This is a genomic window from Streptomyces sp. NBC_00075, from assembly GCF_045041225.1.
Taxonomy (GTDB): Bacteria; Actinomycetota; Actinomycetes; order Streptomycetales; family Streptomycetaceae; genus Streptomyces; species Streptomyces adonidis.
This window is the reverse complement of the sequence record NZ_CP108243.1, coordinates 557307-575351: the sequence shown is the minus strand read 5'-3', so window position 1 is coordinate 575351 and position 18045 is coordinate 557307. Positions and strand designations below refer to the sequence as shown.

Sequence of the window (18045 nt, the reverse complement as noted above, 5' to 3'; positions counted from 1 at the left end):
TCAGCGCAGCAGCCGGTCGAGGAACGCGTTCCCGAACACCCGGTGCGGGTCGAGCCGGTCCAGGGTGCCGACGGCCTGCTGCCACACGCCGTCCCCGTAGGAGGCAGGTACGGCGGTACCGATGACCTCCTCGTCGTTCCACGCGGCCGTGTCCGTGTACCCCCATCCCTTGGACCACTCGACCCGGGTGAGCGCGTGCCCGCCGTCGTACGTGTCGAGCAGGAACTGTTCGAGTTCGCGGAAGAACGCCTCCGCGTACGGCGTCCCGGGCAGCGTCAGGACGTCCAGCCAGACGGCGGTGTCCCACTCGGGGTGCCCGTCGACGGGGCGCAGCGCGGACAGCAGCGGGGCCTGGGCGCCGGCCGAGTCGGTGTCGCCCGGCTGGTCGAGGCCGGTGGCGCGGATCTCGACGGTGCCGTTGACCGGGAAGCGGCCCAGGGCGGCGTACGCGGCGAGGCGTTCCCGGTAGAACGCGGTGAACTCGGCGATCACGCGCTGCACTTGGTCCCGGCTGGTCAGCACCGCGTAGCCGTTCGCGGTGACCCGGAGAGTCGTCGGCTTGACGTACAGCAGCGTGTTCTTCGACGGCCCCCAGATGTCCGCCGACAGCGTCGCCACCAGCCCGAGCGCGGCCACGTCCAGCTGTGCGTTGCCGAGCACCGGCGCGAGATACCAGGCCCCGTCGGACAGGATCCGCCCGACGAGGTCCGCCACCAGGGTCGGGACGTTGTCGGAGAAGGGGTAGTTGTAGGGCGACGACACGCGCCGCGAGGTGAGCGGTCTGGTGGGGGCGACGCTCCACACCTTCAGCCACGGGAACTCGGTGAAGGCGAACCAGATCGTCTCCACCCGCCCGGCCTCGTCGAGGAAGCTCGCGAAGGTACGCGCACCGGAGTCACTGCCGGGCGCCGCGAACAGCTCCGACGCCGGAATGTCCGTACGGCTGACACAGCGCAGGTTCGCGTTGGCCCCCACCCGCAGCACGACCTCGACGACCAGGGACCGGCCGAGGTGGGTGAGGAGCGCCGCGCAGTCCGCCTCGTCGCGGTCGAACGTCCGCAGGACATAGGCGCCGGCGTCCTCGTCCCACACCACCGCCGTCAGCGACAGGACGAGATTGCTGAGCGAGCCGTACGTGTGTCCGGGCTGCCGGGTCTCCCCGTCGGCCGGTACGGCGGTGCCGTGGGCGTCGACCGCCAGCGCGCCGCCCAGGGTCAGGTCGCCGGGCGCGGGCGCGGCGGTGACCCCGAGTCCGTGCTGCTCCAGGTGGGTGAGCAGGGCCTCCAGGGTGATCCCGGTGCCGGCCCGCACGGCGGCGGGGCCGGTCGACTCCAGGGCGATCCCGGTGAGATGGGTGGCGGTGTCGATCAGGAGCACGGGCGCGCCGGACTCCGTACCGTCGGTGATCGTCAGGGGCGCCCAGCCGTGCGCGGAGCCCCTGGCACGGACCGTCCAGCCGTGCCGCCAGGCCCAGTTGACGACGTCGACCACCTGGGCGGGGTCGGCGGGGGCGCAGGCCCAGAGTCCGTCGGCGGTGATCTCACCGACCCAGTTGCGGTAGCCGGAGCGGTAGGGGGTGACGTCCGCGGGGAAGTCGGGCAGCTCGGCGGCGGCGACCGCGGGATCGGCCGCGATCGCCACAAGGGTGAGGGAGGCGGCGCCGAGCAGGAAGCTCCTGCGCGTCCAGGGAGTGCCGGAGTCGTCGGTTCGCGCCAGTTGATCAGTCACCCGGTCACGCTAGGCGCTCCGGTGGAAGGGCGGTATATGGCCTGCGGGTTCGTCGTGGCTGGTCGCGCAGTTCCCCGCGCCCCTTTGGGGCGCTGCCGAAGTGCACCGGAGCTCGCCAGAGCCGCCCGGACGACTGGCGGCACGGATTCGTTGCGACTTTCACCAATTCACTCTTGTGGGTGACGTGAAGGTCTGAGGCGCCCGGTCCGCGCCCCTGTCCGCACGTCCGCTGGACGGATGACAGACTGACGCCATGGACGAGCGTGCAATCGGTAGGTCGGGTCAGTCGGCGTCGGTCATCGGCCTCGGAACGTGGCAGTTGGGCGCCGACTGGGGCGATGTCGAGGACAAGGATGCCCTCGCGGTGCTGGACGCGGCGGTCGAGTCGGGAGTGACCTTCTTCGACACCGCCGACGTGTACGGCGACGGGCGCAGCGAACAGACCATCGCCACCTTCCTGCGCGGCAGGCCCGAGCTGGACATTCTGGTCGCGACGAAGATGGGCCGTCGGGTCGACCAGATCCCCGAGAACTACGTCCTCGACAACTTCCGTGCCTGGAACGACCGTTCGCGGCGCAACCTCGGCGTCGACCGGATCGACCTGGTCCAGCTGCACTGCCCGCCGACCCCGGTCTACTCCTCCGACGAGGTCTTCGACGCCCTCGACACCCTGGTCGACGAGGGGCGCATCGCGCGGTATGGCGTCAGCGTCGAGACCTGCGAGGAGGCGCTCACCGCGATCGCCCGCCCGGGCGTGACCAGCGCGCAGATCATCCTCAACGCGTTCCGCATGAAGCCCCTCGCAGAGGTGCTGCCGGCCGCCGAGCAGGCGGGTGTCGGCATCATCGCCCGGGTCCCGCTCGCCTCGGGTCTGCTGTCGGGCAAGTACACCAAGGACACGGTGTTCCCCGAGAACGACCACCGCACCTACAACCGCCACGGCGAGTCCTTCGACCAGGGCGAGACCTTCTCCGGCGTCGACTACGCGACCGGCGTCGAGGCGGCGGCCGAGTTCTCCGCGCTGGCCCCCGAGGGATACACCCCGGCCCAGCTGGCCCTCCGCTGGATCCTCCAGCAGCCGGGTGTGACCACGGTGATCCCGGGCGCCCGCTCGGCCGAGCAGGCCCTCGCCAACGCGGAGACCGCCGCCCTGCCGCCGCTGTCGCAGGAGACGCTCACCGCCATCCAGGACCTCTACGACCGCCGGATCAAGGCCCAGGTCGAGAGCCGCTGGTAGCAGGCGGACGTACGCGTGTCACGGCTCCAGGAGCAGCTGCCGTTGCTGCTCCTGGTCGCCGGAGACACTGCCCCGGTCATGGGCGGTGAACGTGCCGGTGAGGGTGGCGCCCGCGCAGCGGACGGCCTCGGGCGTGCCCTGCACGGTGACCGTCACGGGCGCCGACAGCGGCTCGTGCTCCGGATGACCGGGCGCGTGCGACTCCGTACCGACCGTGAACGCGGCCGTGTGCACCGTGGAGTGCCCGTCGTCGTCCCCCGGGAACTCGTCCGCCGGTCCGAAGGCCGACTCCAGGGCCCGTACGACCGTCTGCGCGTCGGCGGCGTTGCCGCCGCTGACCGTGAGGGTGAGCTGCGTTCCGGACATGGCCGGACCTCCTCCACTGTGGCCACCGTGGTGCACTTCGGGTAACCGCCCCGCCGATCATCCAAACCGTCCTGCCGGATCTGATCGAACCGCGCTCGACGGGGCACTCGGAGCCGGACAGACATGTCTGGACGCGGATGCCGGGAGGAACCATGTCGGACACCGACGGTGAGGGCGGCACGCTCGACCGGGGGCGGGAAGAGACCGAGGAGGAGCGCGCCGACCGCAGGTGGGGCGAGCTGATCCAGGAGGTCCGGGTGGCCCAGACGGGTGTGCAGATCCTGTTCGGCTTCCTGCTGACCGTCGTGTTCACCCCGCGCTACGAGCAACTGGGCGACACGGAGCACACGATCTACATCGTCACCGTCGTCCTGGGCGCCGCCGCCACCGGCGCCCTGATCGGACCGGTCGCCCTGCACCGGATCGTCTCCGGCCGCCAGGTGAAACCCGAGGCCGTGCAATGGGCCTCACGGCTGACCCTCGCCGGTCTGGTGCTGTTGTTCGCGACGATGATCTCCGCGCTGCTGCTGGTCCTCCGGGTGGCCACCCACAACGACTTCGTGCCCTGGCTGGTCGCGGGCGTCGTCGTCTGGTACCTGGCCTGCTGGGTCGCGGTGCCGATGTGGACGCGCCACCGCTACACCGAGGACTGAGCGCGCACCGCCGCGAGCTGCCGGTCGTGGACACGGCTCAGCACGAGCAGCGAGACGGTCGCCCCGATCAGCGCGCAGAACATGTCCCACTGCGTGTCCCACACATCGCCCTGCGTGGCCAGGAAGTCGTCGGCCGCAGCGCCGCCGATCACAGCCGCAGCCCACTCGAACATCTCGAACACCGCGCTGAAGGCGAGACAGGCGCACACGGTCAGCGGCGCGAGCCAGCGGCTCCCGCGCAGCGGTGATGTACGGCTCAGCAGCTCCCGTACGAGGATCGCCGGGACGAAGCCCTGCATGAGGTGGCCGAGCCGGTCGTACGGATTGCGGTCGAGGCCGAACGTGTCGCGCGCCCAGTCACCGAGCGGAACCTGCGCGTAGGTGTAGTGGCCGCCGACCATCAGGACGAGCGCGTGCAGGGCGAGCAGACAGCACAGCAGGTTGGTGAGCGGGAAGCGGCGCCAGGTCAGGACGATCACGGGCAGTCCGACCAGGATCCAGACCGTCTCCAGGAACCAGGTCATCAGATCGTGCGGCTGCCACACCGACACCGCGAGGCCGACGGCCACCAGCCCGGCGAGCAGCACGGGAAGGTGCCGTCGCGGGGCGCCGGTGGCCGCCGGGAGAGAGGGGGAGAGGGTGTCGACTGCGGGCATCGGGACGCTCCTTGTGGTGGGAGCATCATCGTGGGGGAGCGGCCCGGCCCCGGGCATGAGTACGAGTACTCAGCCCAGGGCGCTCATGGTCCCCAAGTCCCTACGCGGGTGCGGTGCGTGACGCGCGCAGCGCCGAGATGCACGAGGAGATGGCCTCCTGGAGTTCCTCCAGCTGCTGGACCATGTCGTCCTCGGCGAACTCCTCGACGTCGTCGAAGGTCAGCTCCTCGAACGCCTTCGTCGCCTTCGACAGGCTGCTGTAGAACTTCGTCCGCCGTTCCTGGACGCGCAGTTCGGGGTCGGCCTCGACGGCCTCGACGACGAGGTTCTTGAGGGTGTCGTAGGCCTCGCTCGCCCACTCGCCGGTGTCCTCGTCCTCGTCCAGCTCGTCGAGGAGGGAGAGATGACGCTCCGCCTCCTGGCGCAGGTCGACAGGCGCGTCGATCGTCTGCCCGGCGGGCGTCTTGACCTGGCCGGACTCGGCGATCTGGCGGACGTATCCGACCCGGTCGGCGGACCGGGACTCGGTCGCGACGGCCTTCTTCAGGTCGTCGGTGCGGACGATGTCGCGCGCCAGCTCGGCCTGGAGATCCGGGTCCTCCTTGATCCGGTCGAGCAGCGCGTGCCGGGCGGCGCGGGCCGTCGAGGGGTCCGCCATGATCGCGGCCCGCAGCGCGGTCGGGTTCTCGGCGACCTCCAGCGCCTTCGTCGGCCGGATGCCCTCGGCCTCGGCGGCCTCGGCGATGGCGGTGCCGCGCTCCGAACCGGCGCTGGAACGTGAGCTGTAGTACGTGAGCCACAGGTCGTAGCCCGGGAGTTCGACGTCCTGGCCCGGGGTGAGTGCCTCGAAGTGCGGGACGACACCGTCGTCGGCGGCCTTGTCCCAGGCCTTGTAGTAGCGCATGACCCGCTCGGGCGAGCAGTCGGCGAGCCCGGCGAACTCCTTGGCGGAGACCTTCGGTGTCTCACCGGCGGACTCACCGCCGGGCCGCACGCTCCGCGCCACCTTCAGCGCGAAGGCCCAGCCCCCGGTCCGCGCGTAGGCCCCGAACTCCTGTGCGTCACGCGCCACGAGCGGAGACACGTCGAGGTCGACGGAAGCCTCGGAGGAAGCGTTGTCGGGCTCGGCGGCCGGCTCCGACCAGTCGGACCCGTCGAACTCCTCGGACACGGGGGACACCTCCGGTGTCTCGGACGGCTCGGGCATCTCCGATGCTTCGGACGGGGCGATCGCTACGGTCACAGGTGACTCTCCCGGGCAAGGCTGGACGGACTGCGAAGGTGCAGACAGGCAGCCTATATGCGCTCGTTGACGCTGCTTCGGCAGACCGGGCCCGACCGGATCCCGGCCTGTCACCGGGCCCGCACACCCGGTGGTCGACACGTGTCCCCAGCCATGACTGAACGCTGCTCACTCTCTGAAGGTCCGCAGGAAGGTCTCCAGCGCCCGCCGGTTGGCGGTGTCGTTCCAGTCGGCCGCGGGTGTCGTCCAGCGCAGCGAGTAGCCCGTGTTCTGGCCGGTGAGGAAGCCCCGGCCGAACGTACGGATCCGGATGTTCTCGAAGTCGGACGTCCACTCCATGTCGGCGGCGCTCCGGCCGCGATAGTTCGTCGCCCGGATCTCGCCGATCCGCTGGAAGCCGATGCCCGCCGCGATCAGACCGGGCTGGACGTCGTCGCGCCACACGGCGACCGGGTCGGCCCGGAGCGCCTCGCTGTAGGTGACGGTCAGTGTGCGCGGGTCGTCGTCGGCGCCGAACACGATGCGATAGGCGATGTTGCCGGGGGAGATGTCCTCGCTCAGCCGCTTCCAGCCCTGGGGAAGCGCGACGGAGAACCCCTCCGGGGCGTTGTACACCTGGAACCCGGCGGGCAGCGCGTTGGCGTCGGTGGCGGGGCCCGAGGCGGTGGGCGAGGGCTTGGGGGACGCGGCCGGTGCCGACGCCGACGGTGAGACCGGCCCGGAGGCGGTCGCGCTCGGCTCGGGGGGCAGCTCGGGGAGGGCGGTGTTCCCGCCGGCGGAGGAGGCCGACGGGGCCGGGGCGGCGACCGAGGGGCTGGTGTCCGTGCCGGACGCGGAGACATTGAGGCCGGGCAGGTTGTCCGTCGTGGCGAGGACCGCGACGGTGACCGTGACGGCGGCCAGGGCCGTACCCGCGACGGCGAGCTTGTTCGCGCCGCGTCTGTTCCAGGTCCGGCCGGCACGCCTTGCGGCACCGGCACAGGCGACGCGCAGCCGGGCGGAGGGCACCGGCTCGTCCGAGGTGTCGGGGTCCTCCCTGATGACCCGGACCAGGGCGTCCCGGACCACCGGAGCGGTCAGCCGTTCCCGGGCGTTCTTGCGCAGCAGCCCCGTGATCGCCTGGGTGAGGGGACCGGAGCGCACCGGGCTGCGCAGCGGCAGCCGGTCGACCGCCTTGAGCGTGGCGTCGGGCCGCCCCCGGTCACGGAACGGCGGCCGCCCCTCGGCCATCGCGTAGAGGATCGCGCCGAGCGCCCACAGGTCGGCCGACGGCTCGGCGCGCGCCCCGTGGGCCTGCTCCGGCGAGGCGTACGCGGGTGCGCCGACCCGGGACGCGGAGGTGGCGCCGGCCAAGCCGAAGCCGGTCACCACGACCGGGCCCTGGTCCCGTACGAACACCTGGCCGGGGCTGAGTTCGCCGTGCACGATGCCCTCGCGGTGCGCGGCGTCCAGCACGTCGAGCACTTCGAGCGTGATGCGCGCCGCCCGTACGTAGTTGAACGTGCCCTGCCGCTCCAGGAGTTCGCTGAGCGGTGTGCCGTCGATCCACTCGGCGACCGTCCACAGCGTGCCGAACTCCTCGACCACGTCGGTCACGACGCCCACCCGCCCGGGCAGCACCAGCCCGAGGATCTCGGACGCGCGCATCACCCGGGCGATGGTCCGGCGGGCGGTCTGCTCCCGGGGATCGGGCGGGAGTTGGATCTGGGTCAGGACGACCGGGCGCTCGGATGCGGTGTCCTCGCCGTACCAGGAGACCCGGTTCGTTTCGCGATGGACGACATCGAGGAGTCGGTACCTGCCGGCCACCAACTCGTGTGTGGAGACGTGCGCCTTGACCATGGCCATCCCTCGCTGAACCCCTGGCTCTCACCTTTCCCACAGGTACGACGGGTGCGACGGGGTGTGTTCAAATATTCGGCAACTCCAGGGCCCGATTCCCCTTTTATTCATCTGTGCCGAGCACGTGTGCGAAGAATTGGGTGAATTCACTGGACCTGAGGTGTCGGCCTGTACACGATCTCGCCACGTGATCTCCCGCACAGCCCCCGCCGTCTCAGTGCTGCTGGGGCTTCTGCGGGGTCGCCTCGCTCGGGCGTACGACGACGAAGCCCTCGCCCTGGAGCATCAGTTGGGCGGCCTCGCCGGAACCGCCGCGGATCATCGAGCCGAAGGACTGCGAACGGTGCAGCGACGTCTGGAGGCTGGCCGTCCAGCCGACGACGGCGTCCGTGTCGACGTACACCGGATACTGCGGCGAGACCGGGATCACCAGCGGACTGCCCTCGCAGACCAGGCCGAGCTTCCCCTGCCCGGTGAAGACACTGTTGAACAGGCCGCCGCCGCTGATCCCCGCCCCCTTCACGGTCTTGATCTCGTACGTCAGTGACGCGTCGAAGCACAGCACGTTGCGGCCGTTGACCGTGAAGACGTCACCCGGGTCGATCTCGACGATGAAGCAGCTCTGCGCCTCGTGCGCGAACCACGCCTCGCCCTGCCCGCGCACCGCCATCAGCGGCAGCCCCTCACCCGTGACGGCACGCTTCAGCATGCCGCCGACGCCCTGCCCCTTGCGCTCGAACTGGAGATTGCCGCGGAAGGCGATCATCGCGCCCTGCCGGGCCAACATCTCCCCGTTGACCGCGTACTTGATGGACTTGGCGTTCTCGACGGTCATCCCGGGCGCTGTGGCCGGCTGGACCATGTACTGACTGGAAAAGAGGTCACCCTTCATGTGGGCATCGTGTCCCGCAGGGTGCCGTTCCGCCAGGAGAACGCGCGGAACGGGGAGAATCCGGGGGGAGCGACACGGCCGGAAGCGCCCCCTTGCGCATCGGACGACCCCCTGTCGGCAGGGCGGTGACGCTACGTTGTAGGGCAGGGCCAACTACGTTCCGCCACAAGGAGGTTGCCCGGTGACGCAGGACTCGTCCGCCCTCGGCACTCAGACGCCGGAGAAGATCGACACGACGGTGCCGCACTCCGCCCGGATCTGGAACTACTGGCTCGGCGGCAAGGACAACTACCCGGTCGACCACGAGGCGGGCGACGCCTTCCGGGAGATCTTCCCCGGCATCACCGACCTCGCCAGTGACTCCCGCGCCTTCCTCGGCCGGGCCGTGCGCCATCTGGCCGGCGAGGTCGGGATCCGGCAGTTTCTCGACATCGGCACGGGCCTGCCCACGGCGGACAACACCCACGAGATCGCCCAGCGGGTCGCCCCCGACGCCCGCATCGTCTACGTGGACAACGACCCCCTCGTCCTGACCCATGCCGCGGCTCTGCTCACCAGCTCGCCCGAGGGCGTGACCGGCTACATCGACGCCGATCTGCACGACCCCGACGCCGTGCTCCGGGAAGCGGCACGGATCCTGGACCTCAGCCGGCCGGTGGCGCTCACGCTGATGCAGGTCAGCGGGCACATCGCCGACTACGACGAGGCGCGGGGCATCGTCCGCGCGCTGCTGGACGCGCTGCCGCCCGGCAGTTGGTTCGCCTTCAACGACAGCGTGGACACCAACAAGGCCAACGTCGAGGCCACCCGGCTCTACAACGAGAGCGGGGCCGTGCCCTACTACCTGAGGAGCCCGCAGCAACTCGCCGGTTTCTTCGACGGGTTGGAACTGCTGGCTCCCGGTGTCGTCCCCATCACCGACTGGCGCCCCGATCCAGGCACGGCACGTGGTGCGGGGGACGTGATCGCCCTGGGCGGCGTCGCGCGCAAGCCGTAGGCAGGCCTTCAGGCGCCGAAGAGCTGCGTCCAGTACGTGCCCGCCTTGCCGCCGCCCGCGAAACCGATGCCTATGTGTGTGAACTCCCGCTTGAGGATGTTGGCGCGGTGGCCGGGACTGTTCATCCACCCGTCCACGACCTCGGCGGGCGAGCGCTGCCCGCACGCGATGTTCTCGCCGATCGTGCGCCGCGTGGACCCCGCCGCGGCAGCCCGGTCCCACGGCTGGCTGCCGTCGGGCCCGGTGTGGGAGTAGAACTGGCGGACCACCATGTCCGTACTGTGCGCCTGCGCGGCCCGGGTGAGCAGGGCGTCGGTGGCCAGCGGCGGCAGCCCGGCCCGGGCCCGCTCCCGATTGGTGAGGTCCGTGACCTCGGCGGCCGTCCGGTCCAGGTCCCCGGGCAGGAGGGGCCGGGCCCAGAGCGCGGTCCAGTACGTGTCCCCCGTACGGGACCCGGTGACGTACGCCAGGCCGACCTGGGTGAACGCCGGGTCGTGCAGGGTCCGTCGGGCCTGTTCCGTGCGCAGACAGTAGTCGACGAACTCCTCGGGCGTACGCGGACCGGAGACCAGGTGCTCGCCGACCGTCAGATACGTGTATCCAGCGGCCGTGACGCGCTGGTGAACGGACGTGCCGTCCCGGCTCTCGGTGCCGAGGCGGCCGGCCGAGGCCATGTCGGCGGCGTGCGCCTGAGCGGCGGCGCGCAGCCGCTCGTCGAGGGAGACGGGCGGGGAACCGGCGGCGGCACGGGCGGAGTTGACGAGGGTGAGGAAGCCGTCGGCGGGGGAGAGCGGGCCGGGTCCTGCGGCGAAGGAGCCCGGGGACCCGGAGCGCGCACCGGCGGCGGGCACGGCGGCCGGTGACGGGGTGCCCGCCGACCGGGACCGGCGAGAGGCCGCCGCCTCCGACAGACGCGAGGCGGCCCCGGACAACCGCGAGGCGGCGTCGGACCAGCGGGACGGGGTACGCGGGGGCGCGCCTGCCGCCGGGAGCGGTGAGCCCGACCCGGCCGACCCAGATCCAGCCGTGCCCGACCCGGCCGTGCCGGATCCGGTTATGCCCGACCTGGCCGACCCAGATCCGACCGAGCCCGACCTGGCCGACCCGACCGAGCCGGACCCAGCTGCGCCCGCCCCAGCCGTGCCCGACCCGGCCATGCCCGCCCCAGCCATGCCTGATCCGGCAGAGGCCGAAGGCCCGTCGTCCGCGACATCCACCCCGAAGTCCCGGGCCAGGCCCGCCAGCCCGTCTGCGTATCCCTGCCCCAGCGCGCGCAGCTTCCAGCCGGTGCCCCGCCGATACAACTCCGCTAGCAGCAGCACCGTCTCCTGGCGCGGGCGCGGCGGTGTGAACCGGGCCAGCGGGCGACCCCCGGGGCCGGAGACATTGAGCGTCGGCGCGGCCAGCCCGCCCAGCGCCGTACCGGGGTCGGCCGCGCTGACCACCACCGTGACGCGTGTCGCGCCGGGGCGCAGGCCTGCCGGGTCGACGGTGAGGGTGTCGCCGTGCAGCCGGGCTCCCGGTGCCGTCGGCTGGTTGTAGAACACGAAGTCGGCGTCGCCGTCGACCTTGCCCCCGTCGTCCGTCACCAGCGCGCTCACATCGAACGGGCCCGGCACCCGGAGCGTGAGGGTGCCGCCCGGCAGGGGCGTGTTGCCCCCGGGGACCAACTCGCTCATCGCGCCTGCCCTGGGGTCGTCGTTCGTGCCCCATGGGGGCGTTGCCCCTATAACGCCCGGCCAGGGCGCCGCAGTTCCCCGGCCCGCGTCAGCGGACCGGGGGAAGGGTCGGCTACGACTCCTCGACGCGCACCAGGTGCACGGCCGTGCTGGACCAGTCGCCGGGCGCGAGATCGAGCCGCATCCCGTACTCGCTCAGCACGTTCGCATGGTGCACGGCACCCGTACGCGCGTCCCGGTACCGGGCGCCGGGCGTCAGCCCCCGCAACCGCACCGGAATCCGGGGCAGGCCGTGCCGAGGCCCGTATCGGAAGCCCAGCACCAGGGCTTCCGCCCCGCCCTCACCGACGTACTCCACCACCGTCGGCTCCTCACCGAGCGGCCCCGACAGCCGGTACAGCTCCCCGTGCTGCACCACATGCCGCACCTTCTTGTACTCGGCCACCAGCGCCGCGCCCTCCGCCAGCTCCTCCTCGGACCAGCGCGTCAGATCACCGCCGATCCCGAGCAGCCCGCACATCGCCGCGTGGAAACGGAACCGCAGCGGTACCGAACGCGCCGTGAGCTGGTTGGGCACGTCGGTCACCCACGCCGACATGGCACGGGCCGGATACACCTGCCCGAACCCGTGCTGGATCACCAGCCGGTCCACGGCGTCCGTGTTGTCGGACGTCCACGCCTGATCCGTACGGGACAGGATGCCGAGGTCGACCCGGCCACCGCCGCCACTGCACGTCTCCACCCGCAGCCCGGGATGGTCGGCACGGAGCCGGTCGATGACGCCGTACAGATTCGCCACGTACCGCGTCCAGAGCCGGTCGTTGCCGTCCCGCTGCTCCGGCCAGCCCGACTCGCCGAACGCCCGGTTCATGTCCCACTTGAGGAAGTCGACCCCGTGGTCCCCGACCAGCCGGGTCAGCCAGCCGTACGCCCACTCGGCCACCTCGTCGCGCGCGAAGTTCAGGACGAGCTGGTTGCGCATCTCGGTACGGGCCCGCCCGGGGACATGCAGTACCCAGTCCGGGTGCTCGCGGTACAGCGCGCTGTCCGGATTGACCATCTCCGGCTCGACCCAGATCCCGAACCGCATCCCGAGCCGGTGCACGGCGTCGGCCAGCGGACCGAGGCCCTCGGGAAACCGCTCCGGAGTCGGCGTCCAGTCGCCCAGTCCCGCACGGTCACTCCTCCGTGCCCCGAACCAGCCGTCGTCCACGACATACAGCTCCACCCCGAGTACGGCGGCCCGCTCGGCCAGCGCCTTCTGGCTCGCCTCGTCGACGTCGAAGCCGGTGGCCTCCCACGAGTTGTAGAGCACCGGCGCCGACTCCCGCGCCCGGGGCAGCACATGAGTCGTGGTGTACGAGTGCCAGGCACGGCTCGCCGCCCCGAACCCGCCGTCCGTGCACAGCCCGGCGAACACCGGCGTGGCGAACTCCTCGCCCGGCGCGAGGGGTACCGACGTCCCCTCGTGCCCGACGCCTCCGGTAAACCCGGCCAGCCCGTCGGGGGTCCGCTGGGCGGTGATCCGCCAACTCCCGCTCCAGGCAAGGGCCGCGCTCCACACCCGGCCGTACTCCTCGCTCGTCTCGCCCGAGTCGAGCATCACCCACGGATTGGCGTGGTGACTCGTGATACCGCGCCGACTGGTCAGCACCGTCTCGCCGAACGGCAGGGCGTCACGCCGGAGTTGGCTCTCGGCCGACCACTGGCCGGTGACATGGCTGAGCCGGTAGCCGGGGAGCGGCGGCAGCGTCCAGGCGGCGGAGTCGGCACGCAGCAGGTCGAGGTGCTCGTCACCGGCGTTGCGGATCACGGTCCGGCGCTCGATGACGTCCGTGTCGGCGCGGACCGCGTAGTGCAGCGCGACATGCAGGGGATAGCGGCGGTCGCGGAACTCCAGCACCAACTCGCTCGCCCCGGAGGCCGGGTCGAGGATCTGGTGGCCGATCGGCTCCCACTCGAAGCCACGGGATGAGTCCGCGTACCTGACCTGGAGCGAGGGCGGGCCGTAGCGGGTGCCGCCGTCGACGGGGAGCTCCTCGCCCACCGGGGGCCGCCCCTCGAAGCTGCTCGCCGACTCGACCGCCGGAACGATGAGCGCGCCCGCCTCCGGCAGCGTCAGCCGCGGTCCCCACGCGAGATGACAGGGCACGCCGGTCTCGTCGATCCGCAGCGCGTACGACGTGCTCGGGGTGGTCAGCAGCCAGACCCCGGTGTCCGGGTCGTGGGAGATCAGCGGCATGGTGCCTCACGTTCGCGTGACCATCGATCATGTGTCAATGGGGTGCTGGTTTCGGTCTTTCGTAAGTCTAGGGGCGGTCGCAGTGGTACTTCATTCCATCTCTGCTTCTTTCATTGACAGCGGAAAATAAGCGACCTAGGTTCCGGCCATGCCCTCGATGTCCTCGACACCCTCGACCTTCGGTGCCGAGGTGTTTCCGGCCCATACGCCCGCCGCCTCGCAGATCTTCACCACGGTCCTGTCCCACGGCCCGCTCACCCGCGCCGACATCGCCCGCCGCGCGGGGCTGTCCGCCGCCGCCGTCACGAAGGCGGTCCGCCCGCTGATCGAGGCCGGCTATCTGGTCGAGGACGCGGACGACGAGGTACGTTCTGTCGTGGGGCGGCCCGCGAGCCCAGTCCGCGTCGACGGCGGGCGGGCGCTGTTCATCGGCATCAAGATCACCGGCGACGAGGTCTTCGGCGTCCTCACCGACCTGTGCTGCCGGATCCGCGTCGCCCGGCACCTTCCCCTGCCCGCCCGTGCGCCCAAGACGGTGCTGGCCTCGGTCGCCGAACTGGTCCGGGAACTGCTCACCGAGGCGGACGGCTTCGGGGTGCCGGTTCTGGGCTGCGGCATCGCCGTCGCCGGAGAGGTCGACCGCGTCGAAGGGGCCGTACGCTACTCGCCGTTCCTGGAGTGGCGTGCGGTGCCGCTCGCCGAACTCGCCGCCATGACCACGGGGCTGCCCGTCACGGTCGACAACGACGTACGCGCGCTCACCGTCGCCGAGCAGTGGTTCGGCGCCGGCGTGGGTCTCTCCGACTTCGCCGTGGTGACCGTCGGCGCGGGCATCGGCTGCGGGCTCGTGGTCCACGGTCGCGTGGTCGCGGGGGCGCACTCGGTGGCCGGCGAGATCGGGCATGTCACCATCGATTCGGCCGGCCCGGTCTGCCACTGCGGCAAGCGGGGCTGCCTTCAGGCGTACGCGGGGGACGCGGAGATCGTCGCCAGGGTCCGGGAGATCACGGGCGCATCGATCACCGACAGCGCCGAGGCGGTCGCCCTGGCCCACGCCGGCCACCCCGGAGCACGGGAGGTGTACGCGCGGGCCGGAGAGGCGATCGGGCGGGGCATCGCCACCGTGGCCAATCTGCTCGGCCCCGAGCGGGTGATCATCTCCGGCGAGGGGCTGGCCGCGTACGACCTGTTCGCCGAGCAGATCCGCGACGCGTTCACCGCCACGGCCTTCGGCTCCGCGGCCCGCTGCGACCTGGTGACCCGGCCGCTGCCCTTCGAGGAGTGGGCGCGCGGGGCGGCGGCGACGGCGATCCGGTCCTTCATCAGGGCGGATCAGTAGCAGCAGGTCGGGACTTCGGGGTCAGTCCGAACCCGGCGTCGGCTCCGCCCTGGTCCCTGCCGCCCCGCCCGCCGGGATCAGCCCCTCCCGATAGGCGGCCGCCACCGCCTCCCCCCGGCTCCCGACGCCCAGCTTGGCCAGGATGTTGGAGACGTGGACACTGGCCGTCTTGCCGCTGATGAACAACTCCTCGCCGATCCGACGGTTGCTGCGGCCGAGGGCGAGCAGCCGCAGGACCTCCTGCTCACGGGCGGTGAGAGGAGTCGAGGCGGTGCGGAGAGCCCCTGAGGGGGCCGTGGTTCCGCTGCGCCCGATCAGGGCGTCCAGCGCCTGGAGCAGGGGCGCGGCACCCAGTCGTACCGCCGTCTCGCGTGCCGTCCGGGCCTGTGCGGCAGCCTCCTCGCGGCGGCCGTCCGCCAGCAGGGCCTCGGCGAAGCGCCTTCTGCAGCGTGCCTGTTCGTACACCTCACCGAAACCGAACGCGGTGACCGCCCGCTCCCACGCCTCGGCCTCGGGACCGCCCGTCGCCCGGGTCCACTCCGCCTCGGCACGGGCCAGCCAGGCCAGCCCTTCGGGGCCCTGCGGAGTGCCGTCCCGGCCGCTCAGGGCCTGGGACCGGGCCAGCTCCAGCAGCTCCGTCGCCGTGTCCGTCCAGCGAAGCGTCCCCGCCTCGTCGCCGGACCCGCGCAGCCGTACGGCCGTGTCGGCGACGGCGGCCAGGGCGAGGGCGGCGAGCCGGACCGCCACCTCCGGGCGCGCCCCGGCGTCGTCGGTGAGCGCCTTCACTGTGCTCTGCACCCGCTCCACCGCCGCCTCCGGGGCCCCTGTCATGGCGGCTGCGTCCGTGAGCACGACGCCCGCGACCATGGTCGACATCCAGTCGAACGGGCCGTCGAGCAGGTCCCGGGCGCGGTCGGCGGCACCCAGGTCGCCGCGGGCCAGAGCCACGTACAGCGAAGGCCCCGACACATAGCCGGTGGCCGCGGGGAGCACCTCGGTGTCGGCCGTCGCCGCGCGGACGCACTCGTCCCAGCGGCCCAGCGTGTACAGCACCAAGGACTCCAGGTAGCGCATCTCCCGGGGATAGGGCGAGGAGAGGAGACCGGCACGACGGGCGCGGTCCAGGCCCTCGGAGAGCCACGGCAGGCACTCGTCCAGCATCCCTGACTCGTAGTAGCCGATCGCGAGGCTGAACAGCGCGCGCATCTCCACCGGCGAACTGCCCGCCCGCCGGGCCAGTTCACGGGCCTCCCGGAGCCGCTCGCGGCCCTGGGGTGTGCGGCGGCCCCCGGCTTCGAGACCTGCCACGGAGATCAGGAGATCGGCCTGCGCGTCCAGGACCTGGAGCTCCTCGGCGACCGAGAGGGCCTGCCGGGCCACCCGCAGCGCGGTGTCGTTGTCGCCCATCTGCCGTGCCGCCATGACATGGGTGGCCGCCGCCCACACCCATGTCCGGGAGGGAGGATCGGCCGGGATCATGGCCAGCGCCTCGCTGCTGTACGCGAACGCCGCCGCCAGATGGTCGACGTTCATGAGGTTGTCGGCGAGCGTGTAGCGGACGCGGGCCGCGAGTTCGGCGTCCGTGTCCTGGCCGACCCCGGCGAGCGCGGCCCGGGTGAGCGACACCGCGCGGTGCGACTCCCCGGCGTGCGCCGCCGCGGCGGACGCCCGCAGCATCAGCGTCACCGTGTCCAGGCCCTCACCCGTGGGACGCGCGCCCGCCTCCACCGCCGGCCACATGTCGAGGGCGGCCTCCAGATGCCGCAGCTCCTCCGCGGGCGCGCCCACACAGTCGGCGTGCTCGGCGGCCTCCAGCGACGCCGTGAGCGCCTCGGCCAGGTCGTGGCTCTCCCGGTAGTGATGGGCGCGCTCCGCCGCACTCTCGGCGGGCCGCCCCCGCCCGGACAGCAGCCGTGCGAACGCCCCGTGCAGCCGCGACCGCTCGCCCGGCAGCAGATCCGCGTAGACCGCCTCACGGGCCAGCGCGTGCCGGAAGGAGTACGTGTCGCCCTCACCGGGGACGAGAAGCTGCCGACCCACGGCCTCGCGCAGCGCCGACTCCAGCTCGTCCTCGGGCAGTCGGACGGCGTCACTGAGCAGATCGTGCTCGACCCGCCGCCCGGCGACGGCGGCCGTCCGCAGCACCTGCTGGGCGGTGTCGGACAGTTGCTCGAAGCGGATGAGGAGGACGTCGGCGAGCCCACTGGGTACGCCGCCCGACTCCGCGTCGGTGGCCGCGAGCAGTTCCTCCGCGTAGAACGCGTTGCCCTCGGCACGCTCGACGATCCGCCGCACGGTCGTGTCCGACAGCGGCCCCTCGCCCAGGGCACGCACCAGCCGGGCCACCTCGGCGTCACCCATCGGCCGCAGCTCCAGCCGCTCCACGGCGGGCAGCCGCACCAGCTCCGCGAGGAGCGGGCGCAGCGGATGCCGGCGATGGAGATCGTCCGCGCGGTACGACGCGAACACCGCGAGCCGATGCCCCGGCGCCCCACCCGTGGGCCCCTGGAGCACGCCCCGGCTGAGCAGGAACCGCAGCAGATCCCGGGACGACTGGTCAGCCCAGTGCAGGTCCTCCAGGACGAGCAGCAGCGGAGCGACCTCGGTGACATCGGCCAGCAGCCCGGCCATGCCCTCGAACAGCCGCAGCCGCCCACCGGCGTCCCGCACCCCCTCCTCGGCCCCGCTCCCGAGCAGCCGCCCGACCACGGGATGCGCGGCAAGCGCCCCCGCGAACCGCTCGTCGGCGGCCAGCATCCCGAGGACCTCGGTGAACGGCAGATAGGGCAGACCGACGTCACCGAGATCGACACAGTGTCCCGTGAGTACGGTCATTCCCCGCTCCGAGGCCTGCCCGGCAACCTCCGCGAGCACCCGCGTCTTCCCCACCCCGGCGTCCCCGCCGATGAGCACGGCCCGGGCCTCACGGACCCGGGCACGGTCCAGGACGCCGGAGAGACGGGCCAACTCGTCGTCCCGGCCGATCAGAGGGGTGTTGAACAGGTTCTGCGGCACGCCCCTATTCTGGCTCGTTCGCCTCCGGGGCGCCTAAGCCGGTGTCGAGAACCCAACCGTGCTCGACCCTTCGGGCCTCCGCGCGCTTGGGCCCTCGACACCGGCGCGCCCCTGCGGCTCTCTCGCGGCCGGTGGCCTGGGGACAGTGGGCCTTGG

Annotated in this window: 13 protein-coding genes; 4 read left to right on the top strand and 9 right to left on the bottom strand. The window is 72.0% G+C overall.

Translation table 11 applies throughout. The annotated features are described in order from the left end of the window. A complete protein-coding gene (locus tag OG787_RS02605; RefSeq protein ID WP_405534164.1) occupies positions 1-1728 on the bottom strand; it encodes a cholesterol oxidase substrate-binding domain-containing protein in 1728 nt (575 codons plus the stop codon). Between the two features lie 253 nt (positions 1729-1981). Between OG787_RS02605 and OG787_RS02600 the strand changes: the two genes are divergently transcribed. Further along, a complete protein-coding gene (locus tag OG787_RS02600; protein WP_405534163.1) occupies positions 1982-2965 on the top strand; it encodes an aldo/keto reductase in 984 nt (327 codons plus the stop codon). Positions 2966-2983: 18 nt separating this feature from the next. On the opposite strand, the gene OG787_RS02595 is transcribed toward OG787_RS02600, so the two are convergent. Further along, positions 2984-3331 (bottom strand): hypothetical protein, encoded by a 348-nt coding sequence (locus tag OG787_RS02595; protein WP_369031188.1) that lies wholly within the window; start codon positions 3329-3331, stop codon positions 2984-2986. 152 nt (positions 3332-3483) lie between these two features. On the opposite strand from OG787_RS02595, the gene OG787_RS02590 reads away from it, so the two are divergent. Then, positions 3484-3984: a DUF6328 family protein gene (locus OG787_RS02590; RefSeq protein WP_369031189.1), complete on the top strand. Its 501-nt coding sequence runs from the start codon at positions 3484-3486 to the stop codon at positions 3982-3984. Here the strand turns inward: OG787_RS02590 and OG787_RS02585 are convergent. From OG787_RS02585 to OG787_RS02570, 4 genes are all read right to left on the bottom strand, one after another. Next, positions 3969-4640 (bottom strand): DUF2238 domain-containing protein, encoded by a 672-nt coding sequence (locus OG787_RS02585; protein WP_405534162.1) that lies wholly within the window; start codon positions 4638-4640, stop codon positions 3969-3971. The two genes, OG787_RS02590 and OG787_RS02585, sit on opposite strands and share 16 nt — an antisense overlap. A gap of 100 nt (positions 4641-4740) precedes the next feature. After that, positions 4741-5883 (bottom strand): hypothetical protein, encoded by a 1143-nt coding sequence (locus tag OG787_RS02580; RefSeq protein ID WP_405534161.1) that lies wholly within the window; start codon positions 5881-5883, stop codon positions 4741-4743. 168 nt (positions 5884-6051) lie between these two features. Next, positions 6052-7725, bottom strand: a complete 1674-nt coding sequence (locus OG787_RS02575) for a serine/threonine-protein kinase (RefSeq protein WP_405540386.1) — start codon at positions 7723-7725, stop codon at positions 6052-6054. A gap of 214 nt (positions 7726-7939) precedes the next feature. Further along, positions 7940-8617 (bottom strand): AIM24 family protein, encoded by a 678-nt coding sequence (locus tag OG787_RS02570; RefSeq protein WP_369031192.1) that lies wholly within the window; start codon positions 8615-8617, stop codon positions 7940-7942. Between the two features lie 181 nt (positions 8618-8798). Between OG787_RS02570 and OG787_RS02565 the strand changes: the two genes are divergently transcribed. Continuing rightward, positions 8799-9614, top strand: a complete 816-nt coding sequence (locus tag OG787_RS02565; RefSeq protein WP_369031193.1) for an SAM-dependent methyltransferase — start codon at positions 8799-8801, stop codon at positions 9612-9614. An 8-nt stretch (positions 9615-9622) separates the two neighbouring features. Here the strand turns inward: OG787_RS02565 and OG787_RS02560 are convergent, their stop codons facing one another. Continuing rightward, positions 9623-11293, bottom strand: coding sequence for a CAP domain-containing protein (locus OG787_RS02560; protein WP_405534160.1), 1671 nt, complete (start codon positions 11291-11293; stop codon positions 9623-9625). A 112-nt stretch (positions 11294-11405) separates the two neighbouring features. Next, a complete protein-coding gene (locus OG787_RS02555; RefSeq protein WP_405534159.1) occupies positions 11406-13535 on the bottom strand; it encodes an alpha-galactosidase in 2130 nt (709 codons plus the stop codon). A 157-nt stretch (positions 13536-13692) separates the two neighbouring features. Between OG787_RS02555 and OG787_RS02550 the strand changes: the two genes are divergently transcribed. After that, positions 13693-14874 (top strand): ROK family protein, encoded by a 1182-nt coding sequence (locus OG787_RS02550; RefSeq protein ID WP_405540385.1) that lies wholly within the window; start codon positions 13693-13695, stop codon positions 14872-14874. A gap of 21 nt (positions 14875-14895) precedes the next feature. Here OG787_RS02550 and OG787_RS02545 read toward each other — a convergent pair whose 3' ends face one another. After that, complete coding sequence (locus tag OG787_RS02545) at positions 14896-17889, bottom strand: AAA family ATPase (protein ID WP_405534158.1); 2994 nt, start codon at positions 17887-17889, stop codon at positions 14896-14898. Between the last annotated feature and the right edge of the window lie 156 nt (positions 17890-18045).

What these genes read in the sequence shown, in the direction of transcription:
- OG787_RS02585 (WP_405534162.1), bottom strand. Translation starts at nt 4,640, where the DNA reads ATGCCCGCAGTCGACACCCTCTCCCCCTCTCTCCCGGCGGCCACCGGC.
- OG787_RS02595 (WP_369031188.1), bottom strand. Translation starts at nt 3,331, where the DNA reads ATGTCCGGAACGCAGCTCACCCTCACGGTCAGCGGCGGCAACGCCGCC.
- OG787_RS02555 (WP_405534159.1), bottom strand. Translation starts at nt 13,535, where the DNA reads ATGCCGCTGATCTCCCACGACCCGGACACCGGGGTCTGGCTGCTGACC.
- OG787_RS02600 (WP_405534163.1), top strand. Translation starts at nt 1,982, where the DNA reads ATGGACGAGCGTGCAATCGGTAGGTCGGGTCAGTCGGCGTCGGTCATC.
- OG787_RS02550 (WP_405540385.1), top strand. Translation starts at nt 13,693, where the DNA reads ATGTCCTCGACACCCTCGACCTTCGGTGCCGAGGTGTTTCCGGCCCAT.
- OG787_RS02590 (WP_369031189.1), top strand. Translation starts at nt 3,484, where the DNA reads ATGTCGGACACCGACGGTGAGGGCGGCACGCTCGACCGGGGGCGGGAA.
- OG787_RS02575 (WP_405540386.1), bottom strand. Translation starts at nt 7,725, where the DNA reads ATGGTCAAGGCGCACGTCTCCACACACGAGTTGGTGGCCGGCAGGTAC.
- OG787_RS02560 (WP_405534160.1), bottom strand. Translation starts at nt 11,293, where the DNA reads ATGAGCGAGTTGGTCCCCGGGGGCAACACGCCCCTGCCGGGCGGCACC.
- OG787_RS02570 (WP_369031192.1), bottom strand. Translation starts at nt 8,617, where the DNA reads ATGAAGGGTGACCTCTTTTCCAGTCAGTACATGGTCCAGCCGGCCACA.